This window comes from Stenotrophomonas sp. YJH_SMC_94-11 (genome assembly GCF_059370435.1).
Map to the genome: position 1 here is coordinate 424,515 of NZ_JCAFTR010000002.1, position 13,885 is coordinate 438,399.

Sequence of the window (13,885 nt, forward strand, 5' to 3'; positions counted from 1 at the left end):
CCCCATGATCATTTCCGCCTCCACCGATTACCGTGCTGCTGCCGAACGCCGGCTGCCGCCGTTCCTGTTCCACTACATCGATGGCGGCGCGTATGCCGAGCACACGCTGAAGCGCAACGTTTCCGACCTGTCCGACATCGCGCTGCGCCAGCGCATCCTGCGCAACATGTCCGACCTGAGCCTGGAAACCGAGCTGTTCGGCGAAAAACTGGCGATGCCGGTGGCGCTGGCGCCGGTCGGCCTGACCGGAATGTATGCGCGGCGCGGCGAGGTACAGGCGGCGCGCGCGGCCGACAGCCGCGGCATTCCGTTCACCCTGTCCACGGTGTCGGTGTGCCCGATCGAGGAAGTGGCACCGGCCATCCAGCGGCCGATGTGGTTCCAGCTGTACGTGCTGCGCGACCGTGGCTTCATGCGCAACGCGCTGGAGCGGGCGCAGGCCGCCGGCGTGACCACGCTGGTGTTCACCGTGGACATGCCGGTGCCGGGCGCGCGCTACCGCGATGCACACTCGGGCATGAGCGGCCCGAATGCCTCGCTGCGCCGTATCGGCCAGGCCATCACCCATCCGCACTGGGCGTGGGACGTGGGCCTGTTCGGCCGCCCGCATGACCTGGGCAACATCTCCACCTACCGCGGCAACCCGACCGGGCTGGAGGATTACATCGGTTGGCTGGGCAGCAACTTCGATCCCTCCATTTCGTGGAAGGACCTGGAGTGGATCCGCGAATTCTGGAAGGGCCCGATGGTGATCAAGGGCATCCTCGACCCGGATGACGCGCGTGATGCGGTGAAGTTCGGTGCCGATGGCATCGTGGTCTCCAATCACGGTGGCCGCCAGCTGGACGGCGTGCTGTCCACCGCACGTGCGTTGCCGGCCATCGCCGATGCGGTGCAGGGCGACCTGAAGATCCTCGCCGATTCCGGCATCCGCACTGGCCTGGACGTGGTGCGCATGCTGGCGCTGGGGGCCGATACCGTGCTGCTGGGCCGCGCCTTCATCTATGCGCTGGCCGCGCAGGGCGAGGCCGGCGTGGCCAACCTGCTGGACCTGATCGCCAAGGAAATGCGCGTGGCGATGACCCTGACCGGTGCGCGCCGCATCGCCGACATCGGCCGCGACTCGCTGGTCAGCCTGCCATGAGCGGCCACGACGCCGTGCTGGCACAGTTGCGCGATGCGGTCGGCAATCGCCATGTAATGACCGGCGACAAGGCTACGCGCCGCTTCCGCCGCGGCTACCGTTTTGGCGATGGCCCAGTGCTGGCGGTGGTGCGCCCGGGGACGCTGCTGGAACTGTGGCGCGTGCTGCAGGCAGCGGTGCAGGGCGGTGCGGCGATCATCCTGCAGGCGGCCAACACCGGCCTGACCGGCGGCTCGACCCCGGACGGCGATGACTATGGCCGGCCGATCGTGCTGGTCAACACGCTGCGCCTGACCGGCATCCAGTTGTTGAACGAAGGCCGCCAGGTGCTGTGCCTGCCCGGTGCCACGCTGGACCGCCTGGAGCAGACGCTGGCCCCGCTGGGTCGCGAACCGCATTCGGTGATCGGCTCGTCCTGCATCGGTGCCTCGGTGCTGGGCGGCATCTGCAACAACTCCGGTGGCGCGCTGGTGCGACGTGGCCCGGCCTACACCGAGCTGGCGCTGTATGCGCAGGTCGATGCGCAGGGCCAGTTGCAGCTGGTCAACCATCTGGGCATCGCGCTGGGTGATACGCCCGAGCAGATCCTGCAGCGCCTGCAGGCCGGTGACTACACGGCCGCCGACGTGGGCGATGGCGACGGCCGTGCGGCTTCCGATCCACGCTATGCCGAGGAAGTACGCAAAGTCGATGCCGATACTCCCGCACGCTTCAATGCGGATCCCAGCCGCCACTTCGAGGCAGCGGGATCTGCCGGCAAGCTGGCAGTGTTCGCGGTGCGCCTGGACACCTTCGAGAAGGAGGCTGCCGAGGTCTTCTATATCGGCAGCAATCGCACCGACAGCCTCACCGCGATCCGTCGCCAGCTGCTGACCGGCTTCGAGCGCCTGCCGATCGCCGGCGAGTACATTCACCGCGATGCCTATGACATCGGCGAGCGCTACGGCAAGGACAGCTTCCTGCTGATCGATCGCCTCGGTACCTCCCGTGTGCCCGCGGCGTTCGCATTGAAGAGCCGCGTCGATGGCTGGTTCGAACGGCTGGGCCTGCGCGGGGTGACCGACCGGGTGATGCAGGTGCTGACCGGCCTGCTGCCCTCGCACCTGCCAAAGCGCATGGGCGAGTTCCGGCAGCGCTACGAGCATCACCTGTTGCTGAAGGTCTCTGCCCAGGACGCTGCGGAAACCGAGGGCTGGTTGCGCGGGTTCTTCGCCGGGCACGAAGGCGGCTATTTCCACTGCACGGCCGAGGAGGGACGCAAGGCGTTCCTGCATCGCTTCGCGGTGGCCGGTGCGGCAGTCCGCTATCGCGAAGTGCATCGTGAGCAGGTGCAGGACATCGTCGCGCTGGATATCGCATTGCGCCGCGACGATACGGATTGGTTCGAGCAGTTGCCGGCCGATATCGACGGCCGCCTGCTGCACAAGCTGTACTACGGCCACTTCCTGTGCCACGTGTTCCACCAGGACTACATCGCGCGCAAGGGCGAAGACCCGGTGGCGATCGAGCATGCGATGTGGGCGCTGCTGGACCAGCGTGGCGCCGAGTATCCGGCCGAGCACAACGTCGGCCACCTGTACCCGGCCAAGCCGGCGCTGGCAGGTTTCTACCGGCAGCTGGACCCGAGCAATACCTTCAACCCGGGTATTGGCCAGACGTCGAAGGCGAAGGGGTGGGGCAGCTGCGACTGCGGATGATGTAGAGCCGAGCCTATGCTCGGCTGCTCTTCCCGACAGACAGCAGTCGAGCATGGCTCGACGCTACAAGGGCGATGCCGGGCAGGTCCGCCGCCGTCCGGGTAACGGTTACCATCGGAATCCCAGCCACAGGAGCCGCCCATGCCTTCCATTGCCATCCGCGCCGCCCTGTGCGCTGCATTGCTGGCGACCCCGCTGCTGGTGCTGGCGCAGTCTTCTATCCTGCCGCAGCAGCGCGATGCCGCCGGCAACGTGATGGAACCGCTGGGGCAGGTGCTGGAACAGGGCGGGCAGGGCGAAGTACGCACGCAGTACTGCACGCTTGATCGTGTCTGGTGCGTGCGTGTGCAACCGGTGGCCGAGGACGGTGATCGGCCAACGACGCTGGAAGTCTCTGAACGGGTGGCCGGCGAAAGCGAAGCGCATACCTACCACGTCAGCATCGACGTGCCGCAGGAAAGCGAGCTGTCGCTGTGGCCGTGGATCGTGCGCCTGGCACCGGGTATCGGCAGCGATCAGCCGGTGACCGACCCGCAGCAGCGCGCCCACCAGAATGTGCTGGTAGGCGGCATCGTCAAGTTCAGCACCATGTACTCCGGTGGAGGTGCCGACGCGTCCACGCTGCAGTTGGCACGCGTGCGCCACCTGCAGGACGACATCCAGGTGGACGACGACGTGCTGACGGTGCCATGGCTGGGCAATGCGATGATCCGTGCGTGTTTCAGCGAGCAGGACATGAAGCAGCGCGCAGGCGCCTGCCACGACGAATACGGGTTCTCGGCCAGGCTCGGGCTGGATCCGGTGGCCGAGGGCATGCCGGTGCTGCGCTACCAGACGGTGGCAACCCGCTTTCCGGCGGGCGTTTCGCGTTTCGAGGATTCGCTGGCCAAGGGCCCGCTGAAGAAGAAGGACCTGCGCACCGAGCAGGACCCGGCATGCAGCTACACGCGGCTGTTCCGCTTCAATGATGGGGTGTTCCACCCCGACCAGGCGCTGCCGGACTGCGCGGGGTATACCGAACCCTGAGCCCGGGAGAGCCGAGCCTGCGCTCGGCTGTCACGGAAGCGCAGCCGAGCATGGGCTCGGCTCTACAGCGCTTACTCGCAGCGGGTAGCGGTGATGATGTTGTCCTTGTCCACGTACACGCGCAGGCGATCCTGGCGGATGTCCTTCGTGGTGATGGTGCTGGGGCCGATCGGGTTGACCAGGCCGGCGCCGCTCTCGCTGGACAGGCGGCGGATGTTGGGTTCGTTGGCCGGCTGGCCGATTGCCCAGCCCAGCTGGCTGGCATCGCAGTGTCCGGTACCCTTGACCTGCGGGCCAGGGGTGCTGACGCAGGCCGACAGCAGCAGGGCCGACGCAGGCAGTAACAGGGACAGACGGAAGGCGGACATGCGAGCGCTCCTGCGCAGGGAAGATGGCGGAACGATAGCACCCGTCGCGCGAAAGGCGTCAGCACTCCGGTCATTGCCGGCACAGCGTGGTCATTGCATAGTGGGAGGGATGGCTGGCAGCACGCCAGCGGGCAGGCCGGGCCATTCCGGTGCAGGTGTTGGATACGCTATGACGGCAGGCAGTTTGCGCGACAAGCGCAGGGCGAGAAGAGTACTGGCAGTGTCGGTGCTGGGCGTGGCGTTTGCCGCCTCTGCCATCGAGCCGACGCCGGACGCCGCTGCGGAAGCGCCGGTGTTCGGTGCCTGGCGCAACCTGCAGACCGAGGCAGGCTACGCACCCGCCCAGCGCAACCTGGCGTTCGCGATGCTGCCGCAGGCCGCCACCCGCGGCGATCGATTCGCCATTGTCGATCGTGAGGGCAAGCGCGCGGTGTGCTGCCTGCAGGTGGCCAGCCCGTCGCTGGGCGTGGCCGCACTGCGCGAGCAATACCACCTGCCACAGGCCTGGGTGACCGACCTCAGCAATGGCCGCAGCCCGGCACGCCCCTACCTGCCGCACGTCTATGCGATGCAGCGCGTGGATGAACTGGCTGACTATGGTTTCACCGATGTGCCGGGGGCCTACAGCGACCTGGGGGGGCTGCTGATTCCCGAAGGTGCCGCGCTGGAGGCCGATGGCAGCGCCGTGCGCCTGGGTGATGACCGTTATCCCCTGCATTTCCAGCGCCAGCCGCACGCCGAAGATGATGGCGCACTGGACCGCTACACCCTGCAGGCGGGCGAGGGCGTGGCTCCGATCGTGGTTGAAGTGCCGTTCGGCACCTACTGATTGCAGCACCGCGCTGGCTAGAATGCAGTGCGGCGCCGCCTGCCGTGCCTGTTCCGTGAGTCGCCGCCGTGTCCCTGCGCTCGTTGCTGCTGTCGCCCCTGCTGCTGTTGTCCGCCTGTGCGAGCGCGCCGCCTCCGCCTCCCGTCCATTCCGATGCGCTGTGGCGCCTGATCGAGCGTGACTGCCAGGCAGCTGACGGCCCGCGCGGCAGCTGCCTGCGGGTGGAGACGGCGGCCGGCCGCCGTGACGTGCTGGTCAAGGATGCACACGGTGACTACCAGTTCCTGCTGATGCCGCTGGACAAGGTAAGTGGCATCGAGAACCGCGGTCTTTACCAGCGTGGGGCGCCCAACTATTTCGCGGCCGCCTGGCAGGCGCGCGCGCACACCGAACAGGCCCTGGGCCAGCCATTACCGCGCAACGTAGCCAGCCTGGCGCTGAATTCACCGCACGGACGGTCGCAGCACCAGTTGCATATCCATGTCGATTGCCTGCGCACGGACGTGCTGCAGGCCCTGGATGCACACGCCGGCGCCCTGGGGCCACGCTGGTCACCGTTGCCTGTGCTTCTGCGCGGGCATCAGTACCAGGCCTATCTGTTGCCCGGTGCGGAAATGACCGCCAATCCGCTCAACCTGCTGGCCTATGGCCTGAGCGGCGTGGGCGATGTGGGCCAGTGGAGCCTGGTGGTGGCCGGACGCGATGACGTGCAGGGTGGCCCCGGCTTCATCCTGCTGGCCACCCGCGTGGATGCCGCCAGCGGCAACGATGCCAGCGGCGAAGAACTGCAGGATCACGCCTGCACGGTGCTGACCGGCGCGGGTGCGGCACTGGAGCGGGTGCGCTAGCCGATCCGCTGCAGGTGGCTGCGCCACGCTGGCGCGGTAAGCGCCAGCAACTGGCGGTCATGCCATCCCTCGGCGTCCAGGTGGTAGTCGCGCAGGATGCCTTCACGCATGAAGCCCAGGGCCTGCAGTGCCTGGGCGAAAGGGGTGGTGCAACCCGGTGGCAGCAGTACGAAGATGCGATGCAGGCCGACATTGTCGAACAGGAACGGGCACAGCGCGCGCAGTGCGGCCTGTGGATGGGCGTTGCGGTGCTGCAGCGACTGCAGTTCTGCGCAGCGCGAATGCAGTGACTGCAGGCGGACATGCAGTTGGTCGTGCAGGATGCCCTGCGCGTCGTCGAACACGCCCAGTACCAGCAGATCGTTGTCTTCCTGTAGGCGTGAACGATGGACGCTGGCGAGGAAGCGGGCCTCTTCATCAATGCCGTAGGAAGGCCGTTGGCCGCGCTGGCGACGGTCGTCGAAGGTGCGCCAGCGCGGCAGATCGGTGCGCTGGAAGGAACGCAGGGTGATGGGCGTTGCCTGGAGGTGCAGCAGGTGGCGGCGCAGGACGGGGCGCAGCGGGGCGAGGTGAGTGTAGGTGGCGCGGTTGGTCATCCATGCACGATGCGTATCGGAAACGCGCCAGACCATGCAATTCATTGCAAAAGTGTGGCGGTGCCGTGGGTCCGTCTGATTCGGTTCAGGCATAAGCCCATCAGGGCTGGTCATTTCCGTTGAAACCACCCATTCAGGACACTTTCGTTACGGGATCGTTATGTGCCGCACAGGCCACGGCTCCCCCGTACCACCCGCCCACTCCCCCAGGAAGCCCATGTCCGCCTCCCACAAGGCGTTGCGCCCGCGTCCGCTGGTGCTCGCGCTGTCGTCCCTGATGCTGGTCTCGCTGCCGGCCTTCGCGCAGGAAAGCGCACCCACCACATTGCAGGAAGTGAAGGTCACCGGCTCGCGCATTCCCCGTGCCAGTGTCGAGGGGCCCTCGCCAGTGACGGTGATCAGCCGCGAGCAGATCGATGCGCAGGGCTACCGCAATGCCTTCGACGCGCTGAGCGCGCTGACCGAGAACACGGGCAACGTGCAGGGCGAGGACTTCGGCAATACGTTCACGCCGGCCGCCAACACCATCAACCTGCGTGGACTGGGTCCGAACCGCACGCTGGTGCTGGTCAACGGCCGCCGCCAGGCCGACTACCCGCTGGCCTACGAGGGCTCGGTGAACGTGGTCAACCTCGCCAACATTCCCAGCGCCCTGATCGAGCGCATCGAGGTGCTCGCCGCGGGTGCGTCGGCGGTGTATGGCTCCGATGCCATCGCCGGCGTGGTCAACATCATCCTCAAGGACCGCTTTGAAGGCGTGGACGTGAACGTGCGCGCCGGCGGCACCCAGCAGGGCGGGGGGGACAACCAGCGCGCGCAGGTGGTCGGTGGCAGTTCCGGCGAGCGTTGGGATGCGCTGTTCGGCTTCGAGTTCGACGTGCGCAAGGCGATCCACGCGCGCCAACGCGACTTCATGGATTCACTGGACGATGATCCGGCCGGCAAGGCGCCGCAGGCGACCGCGATCGCCTATCGCCGCAATGCTGCCACCGGCCGCAACATCGATCCGGGCGTGAGCGGCTGCGACGCAGCGTCGGGCATTTATGGCGGCAGCGTGTTCCGTGCCAACAACCCGCGCCAGGGCTGGTACTGCGGCAGCAACGAGGCCGCCGCCAGCTACTGGACCGTGCAGACCCAGAAGCGCAACCTCAATGGCTATGGCCTGTTGACCCTCCACGTCAACGACACCACCGACCTGTTCGCCGATGTCGCCGTGGGCAGCGCGCGCATCTACAACAACACGCGCGCGCCGACCTGGACGTCCTCACGCAACTACTTCTACAACCAGAACAGCGGGAACCTGGAGAGCTGGTACCGCCGCTTCGCGCCGGAAGAAATCGGTGGCCTGCCGCGCAATGCCAATCGGTTCCTGGAGAACTCGTGGTCGTTCAACGTGGGCGCACGCGGCCAGATCGGCGACAGCGGCTGGGACTACGAGGCGGTCTACAGCCGGTCGCGCTACGAGAACCGGACCCGTCGCCCGGTGCTGCTGGCCGGCATCAACGAGTACCTGCTGGGCCCGAAGCTGGGCGTGCGCAATGGCGTGGAGGTCTATGCGCCGGACCCGGTGCGCCTGTTCAAGCCTTTGACTCCGAACGAGTATGCGGGCCTGTCCGACTATCAGGAAAGTCGCAACGCGGCGTGGCTGCAGACCTTCAGTGCCAGTGTCAATGGCCGCCTGTTCGCACTGCCGGGCGGCGATGCTGCGCTGGCCGCAGTGGTCGAGGCCGGCAGCCAGGGCTACCGCAACCGCCCGGACCCGCGGCTGGGCACCGGCGAGTTCTGGAACACCAGCGCCGGTATCGGTGCCGGCGGTGATCGCGATCGCTATGCGGCCGGCGTTGAACTGCAGTTGCCGTTGCTGCAATCGCTGACCACCACGCTGGCCGGCCGCTACGACCAGTACCGCGCAGGCGGCGAGCACATCGGCAAGGCGACCTGGAGCTTCGGCGTCGAGTTCCGCCCGATCGAGAGCCTGTTGATCCGCGGCTCTGCCGCGACCAGCTTCCGTGCGCCGGACATGAACTACGTGTTCGCCACCGAGACCCGCGGCTACAACCCGGGCATGACCGATTACTGGCGCTGCCGTACTGCAGGCCAGTCGTACGACAACTGCGACTACAACGGCCTGTCGATCGACTACAGCAACCGCGCCAACGCACAGTTGCAGCCGGAAACCGCAAAGTCGTACGGCTTCGGCGTGGTCTGGTCGCCGCTGTCCGGGCTGGATTTCAGCGCCGACTACTACGACATCCGCATCGACAACGAGGTGACCAGCCTCGATACCAGCCGTATCCTGCGTGACGAGGCCGATTGCCGCCTGGGCCGCACGCTGGGCGGCGAAGCGCGCGATATCGGTTCACCGCTGTGCCAGGACGCACTGTCGCGGGTGATCCGCAATCCGTCCAATGCCACGGTGCAGCCGGACCAGGTGACCCGCGTGCTGATCAATCCGATCAACGCGGCCTCCGAATCGGTGCGTGGCCTGGACCTGAAGGGCAACTGGCGTTTCGATGCCGGCCGCTATGGCCGCTTCACCACGCGCCTGGCCTACACCGTGGTGCTGGAGCACAAGTACCGGCAGTTCTCCGATGATCCGGAGCGTGACATCCGCAATTCGCTGGATGATTACCAGTGGCGCAGCAAGGCCAATGGCAGCATCACCTGGAACCAGGGTGACTGGACCACCACGCTGTACGGCAATCGTTTCGGTTCACTGCCGAAGACCGATGGCAGTGGCCGCATCGCGCCGTACATGACCTACAACGCCAGCGTGTTCCGCCAGTTCGGCGAGAACCTGTCGGTGGGCGTGATCGTCAACAACCTGCGTGACAGCCGCCCGCCGGCAGACAGGAACGGGGGCGGCTGGCCGTTCTACCCGGTCGGCAACTACGACCCGTATGGCCGCCAGTACTGGCTGCAGCTGGACTACCGGTTCCGCTGACCGGGCGGGCAGACAGAAGGCCCGGCAATGCCGGGCCTTCTGCTGTCTAGACACCGCGGTGATGGCGCGCGCGGTCGCCTAGGGCAGCGCCTGTTGCAGGTACGACTCGATGACGTAGCTGAAAGGCTGCTGCTGGCGGTCGCGCAACAAGGCACGCACCTCGAGGATCACGCCGTGATCGCCTTCGCCCCGCGGCGGCCAGAACGTCTGGTCAGCCAGGGTCTGGCGCTGGAAACCGAGCGGGCCGACCACGCGACCGAACGGTTCGTCGGTGCTGTCCAGCACCTGGTTCATGGCCGGGCTGAGGTGGCCAGGCAGGTACCAGTTGTCGGCCTCGGACAGCACGCGGCTGCCGCAGACCAGCTGTACGCGGCGATAGCGCAGTTCGGTACCCGGCGTCGCGCCCAGCGCCTGCAGAACTTCGGCGGGGGCAGGCTTGTCCTGGCCGTGCACGCGCACCGCGCGCACCCGGGCTTGTTCGGCCAGCCCATGTTCGGCGCACCAGTGTTCCAGCGTGGCGGTGGCGCTCTGCCCGGACAGCACGCGCTGGTGCAGGCGCTCGACCAGTGCAGCCGGTGCGATGCGCTGCTGGCCCGGCGGCGACTGCAGCGGTGCAGCGGCCGCAGCATCAGTGGCGGACAGGCTGGCGATCGGGGCGGCGGCAAGCAGGGATGCGGCCTGCCAGCGGCGGAGACGATCGTGGCGGTCGGACGGGCCCATGCGGCATCACAGCGGAAACAGGTGCCTATGGTACCCGTTCAGGCGTGTGCACGGCGTGGCTGCGAGCTCCGTCGCAACCGCATTCATCGGATTAGTGAATATGTGGCATCCAGATATTTCGTTGGCCGATGGCAGCGCGGGCGCGCAGGATGGCGTCATGACTTGGCTTTCCGGGAGTTTCCGATGACGCTTCAGTTCGTCCATGGCGGTGTAGACCGCTACGGCGCGCCACTGCATTTCCATATCCGTGACGGCCGCATCAGTGGCCTCAATGGCGAGGCCTCGCCGGCCGACGGGGCGGAATGCGTCGACCTGCAGGGCTTCGCGGTCCTGCCCGGGCTGGTCGACGGCCACATCCATCTGGACAAGAGTTTTGTCGGCGACCGCTGGCACCCGCATCAGCCGGTGAACAGCCTGCGTGAGCGGCTGGCGGTGGAGAAGGCCGCGGTAGCGGGTGCCGCGCCGATGGTGGACCGTGCCGAGGCATTGATCCGCCAGTGCAGCAGCTTCGGCACGGTGGCCATGCGCTGCCACGTCGACATCGACGGCAGCACGGGCCTGCGTCATCTCGAGGCGGTACGCGAGGCCTCGCTCCGCTGTGCCGGCCTCATGCGCATCCAGCTGGTAGCGTTCCCGCAGGCCGGGGTGATGTCCTGTCCGGGTACCGCCGCCGTGCTTGAGCAGGCCCTTGCAGCGGGCGTGGAGGTGCTGGGAGGTATCGACCCGACCACGCTGGATGGCGATGCCGAAGGCCAGCTGGCACTGCTGTTCGGCCTGGCCGAGCGCTATGGCGTGCGCCTGGACATCCACCTGCACGAGCCCGGCGAAACCGGACTGGCCCAGTTACTGCGCATTGCCGCGCGGACCCGGGCCGCTGGCCTGCAGGGGCGGGTGGCGGTCAGTCATGCCTACTCGCTGGGCGAAGTGCCGCTGGCGCGCGCGTTGCAGGTGGGCGAGGCGCTGGCGACGGCGGGCGTAGCGATCATGAGCAACGCGCCGGGGGATCATCCGTTCCCGCCGCTGCGTGCGCTGCATGATGCCGGCGTGCGCGTGTTCGGCGGCAACGACAATATCCGCGACTGCTGGTGGCCTTACGGCAACGGCGATCTGCTGCAGCGGGCGATGCTGCTGGGCTACCGCTCGGGCTTCTACACCGATGCCGACCTGATGCTGGCGCTGGACATGGTCACAACCCATGCTGCACAGGCGATCGGGCTGCCGCAGCACGGCATTGCCGAAGGCCTGCCGGCCACCTTCGTGGCGGTGCGCGCCGATCACGGTCCGGCGGCCGTGGCCGCAGTGCCGGTGGAGCGACGCGTGGTGGTGGACGGCCGCTGGCTGTAGATCCAGGCCGCGCCACCCTCTGTAGCGCCGAGCCATGCCCGGCGGCTTTCAGGCGTAATCGTCGGCGCGGGTAGCGACGAATTCTTCCAGCCACGCCAGCAGATGGGCGATGTCGATGACCTCGCCCTGCTCCACGCGCTTGAGCAGCAGGGTGCTGGCGCCGATCTGCAGGCTGCTGTCGGCATAGCGCAGCACCGCATCGATGCCCCAGGCATCGGTGACCTGCATCCAGGCCAGGCCCGGCACGCGCTGGGCCAGAGTGTCACCGAACGCCACGCCCAGCGCTTCCCAGCCGCCGCAGTCGTCACGATCGATCAGTTCGGCATCGACCACGCGCTGCAATGTGCTGGCGGCCAGCGGCCATTGCACCGGCAACGTCGGGAAGCTGGCGGCCACGCGTGAGGCGATCCGTGCACGCTGGTGCTGCAGGTGCGTCTGCAGGGCTGCAGGCAGGGGATCGAATCGCGTCGGGGGTTGGTCGGACATGGCGAGACGCCGTGGAGCACGGAAGCAGGGGGCACTGTACGAGGCGATGATGCCCGCCGTGCGGCAAGATTGATCAGATATCGATGATCAATGCGCGAAAGGCATCCACGCGTGGCGTGGATCCACTGTGGTCAGTCCGGTTCGCGCTGTACCTGCCGCCACAGCTCGCTGGCCAGTGCCCGCACCGCATCATCGGCATCGGCACGATGCAGCAGACCGATTTCGTAGTTGTCGATCACCGGCAGCCCGCGCTCGCCATCGATGATGCGGTGCTCGCGCGTGACCGCGCGGCGCGGCAGCAGGCTGACGCCGATGCCATCAGCCACCGCGCCCTGGATGCCACTCAGCGACGAACTGGTGAAGGCAATGCGCCAGCGCAGGCCCAGCGCTTCCACGGCGTGGATCATCTCGTCGCGGTACAGCCCTCGCGGCGGGAAGGTGACCAGCGGCAGCGGGTCCTGCTGCAGGCAACTGCTGCGCAGGCTGTCGATCCAGTGCATCGGCTCGCGCCGGCAATGCACCGCCTGGCGGCTGTTGCGGCGCTGCTTGACCAGCACCAGGTCCAGCTCGCCGTGGTCGAAGCCCTGGGCCAGGTCACGGCTCAGGCCGCTGCTGATCTCCAGCTTCACCTGCGGGTGGCGGCGGCTGAAGGCGGCCAGCATGCGCGTGGTCTGCGGGTTGACGAAGTCTTCGGGTACGCCGATGCGGACCGCAGTTTCCACCGTCGCGCCGGCCAGCGCCTGTGCCATTTCCTCGTTCAGGTCGAGCATGCGCCGCGCATAGCCGAGCAGGGTGTGGCCGGCGTCGGTGGGGTGTACATCGCGGTGGCCGCGCTCGAGCAGGCGATGCCCGGCCAGTTCCTCCAGCCGCCGTACCTTCTGGCTGACCGTGGACTGCGTCGAATGCAGGCGCGTGGCCGCCGTGGTGAAGCTGCCGCAGTCGGCCACCATCACCAGCGCCCGCAGCAGGTCCAGTTCGAACAGGGTTCTATTCGATTTGGCACTGTCTTGCATTTGAACATTTCACTTCTGGATACCCAGGCCGACTTCTACCATGCGGGGCAGGGGCCGGCAATGCGCGGCCCCTGCGACCATCGCCCTGCGGCGATGGAGAAAAGGAGACACCGTGATGCGCTTCCATTGCCCTGCTGGCTGGCCTGCACCGTTCACGCGCGTGCTGTTGTTGTGTCTGCTGGCCATGGTCACCCCTGCCTGCACTGCCACCTCCAGAGCCGACGCAGACGCGCGCCTGCGTGATGCCGCCAGCCGCGGCGATGCCGAGGCGGTGCGCGGCGCGCTGGCCGAAGGTGCTGATCTGGAGGCGCACGATGGCCAGGGCCGCACGGCGCTGCTGCTGGCCACGCAGGGCAACAACGTGGATGCCGCGCGCGAACTGATCGAGGCCGGGGCGGACGTCAATGCCAAGGATGCGCTGCAGGACAGTGCCTACCTGTATGCCGGCGCGCGCGGCCTGGATGAGATCCTGGCGATGACCCTGGCGCACGGCGCCGATCTGCGCAGCACCAACCGCTATGGGGGCACTGCGTTGATTCCGGCCGCCGAGCGCGGCCACGTCAGCACCGTGCGCATGCTGCTGCGTGCAGGTGTGGCGGTGGACCACGTCAACCGCCTGCACTGGACCGCGCTGCTGGAAGCGATCCTGCTTGGCGACGGTGGTGAACGCCATGTGCAGATCGTGCAGCTGCTGCTGGAGGCCGGTGCCGACCCGGAGCTGGCCGATGGCGATGGCGTAACGCCACTGGCGCACGCGCGCCAGCGTGGCTATGCCGGCATTGAAACCCTGCTGCGCCAGCACGGCGCGGCGCGCTGAACCGCTACTCCTTCCACCCGCACGCTGGCCGTGCCTACCAGGATGCTGTCCAT

13 protein-coding genes are annotated in these 13,885 nt (G+C 67.4%); 8 read left to right on the forward strand and 5 right to left on the reverse strand.

Annotation, left to right across the window (positions count from 1 at the left end):
* Positions 1–4 precede the first annotated feature (4 nt).
* The 3 genes from lldD (at position 5) to AC5P74_RS06260 (ending at position 3,867) form a co-directional block, all read left to right on the forward strand.
* Positions 5–1,144, forward strand: coding sequence for an FMN-dependent L-lactate dehydrogenase LldD (gene lldD / locus AC5P74_RS06250; RefSeq protein ID WP_053499557.1), 1,140 nt, complete (start codon positions 5–7; stop codon positions 1,142–1,144).
* On the forward strand, positions 1,141–2,841 hold the full coding sequence (gene dld, locus AC5P74_RS06255; protein ID WP_495204818.1) for a D-lactate dehydrogenase: 1,701 nt from the start codon (positions 1,141–1,143) through the stop codon (positions 2,839–2,841). The genes lldD and dld overlap by 4 nt, the downstream gene beginning before the upstream one ends.
* Positions 2,842–2,982: 141 nt before the next feature.
* Positions 2,983–3,867 carry a hypothetical protein gene (locus tag AC5P74_RS06260; RefSeq protein ID WP_495204817.1) on the forward strand — a complete coding sequence of 295 codons (885 nt, stop codon included), beginning with the start codon at positions 2,983–2,985 and terminating at the stop codon, positions 3,865–3,867.
* Between the two features lie 71 nt (positions 3,868–3,938).
* Here the strand turns inward: AC5P74_RS06260 and AC5P74_RS06265 are convergent, their stop codons facing one another.
* Complete coding sequence (locus AC5P74_RS06265; RefSeq protein WP_005417035.1) at positions 3,939–4,235, reverse strand: hypothetical protein; 297 nt, start codon at positions 4,233–4,235, stop codon at positions 3,939–3,941.
* A 169-nt stretch (positions 4,236–4,404) separates the two neighbouring features.
* Here AC5P74_RS06265 and AC5P74_RS06270 point away from each other — a divergent pair, with 169 nt between their 5' ends.
* Together AC5P74_RS06270 and AC5P74_RS06275 are read left to right on the forward strand one after the other, a co-directional pair.
* Entirely contained in the window at positions 4,405–5,064 is a 660-nt protein-coding gene (locus tag AC5P74_RS06270) for a hypothetical protein (RefSeq protein ID WP_032954259.1), read from the forward strand.
* Positions 5,065–5,132: 68 nt separating this feature from the next.
* A complete protein-coding gene (locus AC5P74_RS06275) occupies positions 5,133–5,912 on the forward strand; it encodes a CDP-diacylglycerol diphosphatase (protein WP_053499550.1) in 780 nt (259 codons plus the stop codon).
* On the opposite strand, the gene AC5P74_RS06280 is transcribed toward AC5P74_RS06275, so the two are convergent.
* Entirely contained in the window at positions 5,909–6,508 is a 600-nt protein-coding gene (locus AC5P74_RS06280) for a GNAT family N-acetyltransferase (protein ID WP_425520243.1), read from the reverse strand. The two genes, AC5P74_RS06275 and AC5P74_RS06280, sit on opposite strands and share 4 nt — an antisense overlap.
* Positions 6,509–6,725: 217 nt before the next feature.
* On the opposite strand from AC5P74_RS06280, the gene AC5P74_RS06285 reads away from it, so the two are divergent.
* Positions 6,726–9,452 carry a TonB-dependent receptor plug domain-containing protein gene (locus tag AC5P74_RS06285; RefSeq protein ID WP_495204816.1) on the forward strand — a complete coding sequence of 909 codons (2,727 nt, stop codon included), beginning with the start codon at positions 6,726–6,728 and terminating at the stop codon, positions 9,450–9,452.
* 78 nt (positions 9,453–9,530) lie between these two features.
* Here AC5P74_RS06285 and AC5P74_RS06290 read toward each other — a convergent pair whose 3' ends face one another.
* Positions 9,531–10,172 carry a hypothetical protein gene (locus AC5P74_RS06290; RefSeq protein WP_053499544.1) on the reverse strand — a complete coding sequence of 214 codons (642 nt, stop codon included), beginning with the start codon at positions 10,170–10,172 and terminating at the stop codon, positions 9,531–9,533.
* A 183-nt stretch (positions 10,173–10,355) separates the two neighbouring features.
* Here AC5P74_RS06290 and AC5P74_RS06295 point away from each other — a divergent pair, with 183 nt between their 5' ends.
* The gene (locus tag AC5P74_RS06295; RefSeq protein ID WP_495204815.1) at positions 10,356–11,516 is read left to right on the forward strand and encodes an amidohydrolase family protein; all 1,161 of its coding nucleotides are present in this window, start codon (positions 10,356–10,358) and stop codon (positions 11,514–11,516) included.
* Positions 11,517–11,564: 48 nt separating this feature from the next.
* On the opposite strand, the gene AC5P74_RS06300 is transcribed toward AC5P74_RS06295, so the two are convergent.
* Entirely contained in the window at positions 11,565–12,002 is a 438-nt protein-coding gene (locus tag AC5P74_RS06300) for a DUF3806 domain-containing protein (protein ID WP_329842509.1), read from the reverse strand.
* 131 nt (positions 12,003–12,133) lie between these two features.
* Positions 12,134–13,015: a LysR substrate-binding domain-containing protein gene (locus AC5P74_RS06305; protein WP_070489899.1), complete on the reverse strand. Its 882-nt coding sequence runs from the start codon at positions 13,013–13,015 to the stop codon at positions 12,134–12,136.
* Positions 13,016–13,130: 115 nt separating this feature from the next.
* Between AC5P74_RS06305 and AC5P74_RS06310 the strand changes: the two genes are divergently transcribed.
* Positions 13,131–13,832, forward strand: a complete 702-nt coding sequence (locus AC5P74_RS06310) for an ankyrin repeat domain-containing protein (RefSeq protein ID WP_164262854.1) — start codon at positions 13,131–13,133, stop codon at positions 13,830–13,832.
* Positions 13,833–13,885: the final 53 nt, after the last annotated feature.

What these genes read in the sequence shown, in the direction of transcription:
- lldD (WP_053499557.1), top strand. Translation starts at nt 5, where the DNA reads ATGATCATTTCCGCCTCCACCGATTACCGTGCTGCTGCCGAACGCCGG.
- dld (WP_495204818.1), top strand. Translation starts at nt 1,141, where the DNA reads ATGAGCGGCCACGACGCCGTGCTGGCACAGTTGCGCGATGCGGTCGGC.
- AC5P74_RS06260 (WP_495204817.1), top strand. Translation starts at nt 2,983, where the DNA reads ATGCCTTCCATTGCCATCCGCGCCGCCCTGTGCGCTGCATTGCTGGCG.
- AC5P74_RS06265 (WP_005417035.1), bottom strand. Translation starts at nt 4,235, where the DNA reads ATGTCCGCCTTCCGTCTGTCCCTGTTACTGCCTGCGTCGGCCCTGCTG.
- AC5P74_RS06270 (WP_032954259.1), top strand. Translation starts at nt 4,405, where the DNA reads ATGACGGCAGGCAGTTTGCGCGACAAGCGCAGGGCGAGAAGAGTACTG.
- AC5P74_RS06280 (WP_425520243.1), bottom strand. Translation starts at nt 6,508, where the DNA reads ATGACCAACCGCGCCACCTACACTCACCTCGCCCCGCTGCGCCCCGTC.
- AC5P74_RS06285 (WP_495204816.1), top strand. Translation starts at nt 6,726, where the DNA reads ATGTCCGCCTCCCACAAGGCGTTGCGCCCGCGTCCGCTGGTGCTCGCG.
- AC5P74_RS06290 (WP_053499544.1), bottom strand. Translation starts at nt 10,172, where the DNA reads ATGGGCCCGTCCGACCGCCACGATCGTCTCCGCCGCTGGCAGGCCGCA.
- AC5P74_RS06295 (WP_495204815.1), top strand. Translation starts at nt 10,356, where the DNA reads ATGACGCTTCAGTTCGTCCATGGCGGTGTAGACCGCTACGGCGCGCCA.
- AC5P74_RS06300 (WP_329842509.1), bottom strand. Translation starts at nt 12,002, where the DNA reads ATGTCCGACCAACCCCCGACGCGATTCGATCCCCTGCCTGCAGCCCTG.
- AC5P74_RS06305 (WP_070489899.1), bottom strand. Translation starts at nt 13,015, where the DNA reads ATGCAAGACAGTGCCAAATCGAATAGAACCCTGTTCGAACTGGACCTG.
- AC5P74_RS06310 (WP_164262854.1), top strand. Translation starts at nt 13,131, where the DNA reads ATGCGCTTCCATTGCCCTGCTGGCTGGCCTGCACCGTTCACGCGCGTG.